This is a genomic window from Thermosynechococcus sp. Uc, from assembly GCF_029335995.1.
Lineage (GTDB): Bacteria > Cyanobacteriota > Cyanobacteriia > Thermosynechococcales > Thermosynechococcaceae > Thermosynechococcus.
This window is the reverse complement of the sequence record NZ_JARJMS020000020.1, coordinates 1-4171: the sequence shown is the minus strand read 5'-3', so window position 1 is coordinate 4171 and position 4171 is coordinate 1. Positions and strand designations below refer to the sequence as shown.

Annotated in this window: 3 protein-coding genes; 2 read left to right on the top strand and 1 reads right to left on the bottom strand. The window is 51.3% G+C overall.

All coding sequences use genetic code 11. The annotated features are described in order from the left end of the window. Positions 1–180: Eco47II family restriction endonuclease (locus P3X23_RS02100; protein WP_300872686.1), on the bottom strand; the 180-nt coding region annotated here is incomplete at its 3' end. A gap of 211 nt (positions 181–391) precedes the next feature. Here P3X23_RS02100 and P3X23_RS02095 point away from each other — a divergent pair. Then, positions 392–2626: a glycoside hydrolase gene (locus P3X23_RS02095; protein WP_300872684.1), complete on the top strand. Its 2235-nt coding sequence runs from the start codon at positions 392–394 to the stop codon at positions 2624–2626. A gap of 165 nt (positions 2627–2791) precedes the next feature. Then, positions 2792–3835 carry a class II fructose-bisphosphatase gene (gene glpX, locus P3X23_RS02090; RefSeq protein ID WP_300872682.1) on the top strand — a complete coding sequence of 348 codons (1044 nt, stop codon included), beginning with the start codon at positions 2792–2794 and terminating at the stop codon, positions 3833–3835. Positions 3836–4171 lie beyond the last annotated feature (336 nt).

The following is a 4171-nucleotide window of genomic DNA, read 5'->3' as shown; positions in this document are numbered from 1 at the left end:
CTTTTCACCACTCAGATTATAAACAGCCATATCAAAAGTTGCTTTTATTGGATCAATCTTAAGCTTCTGAAATTCTCTGAAGTCAATTGAGGAGCGATACCGCAATATTGTTTCTTTTACGTGAGAACGAATATCATTGTCGCTAATAAATCCTAAATTATATTGATTTTCAATTGACATAGCGGCTCCTTGAAACCCCGAAAGTTCTATAGAGGATAGTACAGCCGTGCGCCAACAACAGAGGCTGAGGCGGGAGCATCACCTCTGTTCTCGAAAAGGACTATATTAAGATTGTTACTGCTTTTGTCATCTTACGTAACAAAGTGGTGCAAGCCTAAACTCCCCTGAAATACTGGAGAAGGAGTCCTGCAGGATTGGGGGCAAGCTAGTTGTGGCATATCCCTTGCATGTTGCTTTTATTTGGCACCAACATCAACCCCTCTACAAAAGTTGCCGCAGCGGTCAATACCTACTGCCTTGGGTACGCCTCCACGGCACCAAGGATTACCTAGACCTCATTCTTGTGCTCGCCAAATATCCCCGCCTCAAACAGACAATTAACCTTGTCCCCTCGCTGTTGTTGCAAATTCAGGATTATGTCAACGGCACGGCGCTCGATCCCTACCTTACAGCGACACTGACGCCAGTGGAACAGCTTACGGATCAACAGCGCTGGTTTATTATTGAGCATTTCTTTGATGCCCACCACCGCACCATGATTGACCCCCATCCCCGCTATCGGGAACTCTACGAGCAGCGGCAAACCAAGGGGAAAGCTTGGTGTTGGCAAAATTGGCAGCCCCAAGATTATGGCGATTTGTTGGCGTGGCACAACTTAGCGTGGATTGATCCTCTCTATTGGAAGGAGCCAGAAATTGCCCAATGGCTGTCTCAGGGGCGCAACTTTAGCCTGAGCGATCGCCAGCGAATTATTGCCAAGCAACGGGAAATTCTCAGCCAAATTATCCCCCAGCACCGCGCTCTGCAGGAGGCCGGCCAAATTGAAGTGACCACCACGCCCTACACCCACCCAATTTTGCCCCTTTTGGTGGATACTGACGCTGCCAAGGTGGCGATTCCCAACATTGCCTTGCCGCAACAGCGGTTTTGCTACCCCGAAGATGTGCACCGCCATTTGCGGCGGGCACGAGTTCTCTATGAGCAATTTTTTGGGCGATCGCCCCGCGGCCTGTGGCCCTCAGAACAAGCCGTCAGTCCTGCCATTCTCGAACCCATTCTGGAGCAGGGGTTTGAGTGGATTTGCGCCGATGAAGCCGTTTTAGGTTGGACAACGGGCACCTACTTTCATCGCAATGAACGGGGAGTGGTGCAACAGGCCGAAATTCTTTATCAACCCTATCGCTTGACCACAGCGCGCGGGGATCTGAACATTGTCTTTCGCGATCACCGCCTCTCGGATTTGATTGGGTTTACCTACAGTGCCATGGCTCCCGAAGCGGCCGCCGCCGATTTGCTCCAGCAGCTTGAGGGCATTCGCCAACAACTCATTGCCCATGAAGGCAGGGGCGGATCGAGCTTGGAACAGCCTTGGTTAGTGACAATTGCCCTCGATGGCGAAAACTGCTGGGAGTACTATCCCCGCGATGGCCTGCCCTTTTTAGAGGCTCTCTACCAAGGTCTTAGTGACAGTGAGCACTTTGCCTGTGTCTCGGTAGCTGAGTATCTGCAACAATATCCGCCGCGGGCGGTGATTTCGGGGTCTTCCCTCCACAGTGGCTCTTGGATTGATGGCAATTTCTGCACTTGGATTGGCGACCCAGTAAAAAACAAGGCTTGGGACTATTTGGCCACTGCCCGCAAAACCCTTGAGCGCCATCCAGAGGCCACAGAAACGAAGAATCCAACGGCATGGCAAGCTCTATTTGCCGCTGAAGGCTCTGACTGGTTCTGGTGGTTTGGCGAGGGGCACTCCTCCAACCACGATGCCATGTTTGACCAGCTTTTCCGTGAGCATTTAATGGCGCTCTACACGGCATTGGCAGAGCCAATTCCTGAGGTTCTCAAGGAGCCCTTAGAAGTCCATGAAGCCAAGGATACCTACCCACCCCAAGGCTTTATTCACCCTGAGATTGATGGCAAAGGGGATGAGCAGGACTGGAACTTTGCTGGCCGGATTCACATTGGTGGCAGCCGAGGGACGATGCACCGCCAAACCCTAATCAATCGCCTCTGGTATGGGGTAGATCACCTGAATATCTATTTGCGCCTCGATGCGCCTAGCCAAAAACAGCCCTTTGGAACTGAGATCACTACCCTGCACTTTTGCTGGTACTACCCCAACATGGTGACGTACAATAGCCCTCTTTCTGACCTGCAAGATTGTCCCGACGAAGCGCCCCTCAACTACCTGTTCCACCATCAATTAGTAATTGACCTTGAAAAGCAGTTGCTCACCTTCAAAGAGGCGATCGCCAACTCTCAATGGCAAGAGCGCCCCACCCATGCCCGCTATGCCGTGGACACCTGCTTAGAAGTGGCCATTCCGTGGGCGGACTTGCACCTGTATCCTGATTGTGGCCTTCACCTGTTCATTGTGTTGGCACAGGATGGCTATTACTTAGATCATCTGCCCACAGAGCAACTGCTCTTTTTGACTGCACCCTAGTCCTCGAGGAGAAGCGTTAACACCAACAGAGCGTGCTGGCTTGGCAATGAAACTACAGTTGCGAACAAATAATTTGCAGTGAGAAATTATTTTCTGCGTACCAAAGTTCTGTAAGCTCAGATAGGAAACCTCTGCGGGATCAACTTGTGCAGTTAGGAGGGTTGTGTGGATAACGTCATCGGCTTAGAGATTATTGAGGTTGTCGAGCAGGCGGCGATCGCCTCAGCACGGTGGATGGGCAAAGGCGATAAACACATGGCAGATCAGGTGGCCGTAGATGCCATGCGTAACCGCCTGAATCAAATCCATATGCGTGGCCGCATTGTAATTGGCGAAGGGGAACGGGATGAAGCCCCGATGCTCTATATTGGTGAAGAAGTGGGTATTTGTACCCGTCCTGATGCTGCCCAATACTGTAACCCCGAAGAACTGATTGAAATTGATATTGCCGTTGACCCCTGTGAAGGGACAAACCTCTGCGCCTATGGCCAGCCGGGATCAATGGCAGTGCTGGCTATTTCCGAAAAAGGGGGGTTGTTTGCAGCTCCCGACTTTTACATGAAGAAACTGGCTGCGCCCCCTGCTGCTAAAGGTAAAGTGGACATTCGCAACTCGGCAACAGAAAACCTGAAAATTCTCTCGGAATGTCTTGATCGCGCCATTGATGAATTGGTGGTGGTGGTCATGAAGCGCGATCGCCACAATGATCTGATTCAAGAAATTCGCGATGCCGGTGCCCGTGTTCAACTTATTACCGATGGCGACGTTTCGGCGGCTCTCTCCTGTGCCTTTTCTGGTACCAATATTCACGCCCTCATGGGTATTGGGGCTGCGCCCGAAGGGGTAATTTCCGCTGCTGCCATGCGGGCATTGGGCGGACACTTTCAAGGCCAATTGGTCTATGATCCCGCGGTGGTCATGACCAAGGAATGGGCCAATCGCACCCGCGAAGGCAACCTTGAAGAGCTAAAAAGAGCCGGTATTACGGATCCCGATAAAGTCTATGAGGCCGAGGAATTAGCCTCTGGGGAAACGGTGCTCTTTGCTGCCTGTGGCATTACCCCTGGCATGCTCATGAAAGGGGTGCGTTTCTTCAAAGGAGGTGCCCGTACTCAATCGCTGGTTATTTCCACGCAGTCAAAAACAGCGCGCTTTGTGGATACTATCCACATGTTCGATAAGCAGCTAAAGTCGCTCCAGTTGTACTAAGCCCTGTCCACAGAGAAAGACAATGAACTGCTACCAAGAAAGTGCACAAAAGTGTGCACCGTTCTCTTCCTGCCCCGAACGCATTCGTATCTGATAGTTACTAGAAGCAGACTGTAGTCTGCTTCTAGTAAATTGTTAGCTTGTGGGTAAAACCCTCTCGGATATTGGCAATACGGGCATGGAGTCTAGCCAATGTGGCAGAGGATGTTTGCCGGTTGCGCGAAACCGCTAGCTGTGTTCCTGCGTGGCGCTGAAAATCCGCGAACCGCTTGGCTACTTTGAGTTTGCAACTGAAGGCTGCCATACCCTATCGTACACGATTGTCAATACTAGAGT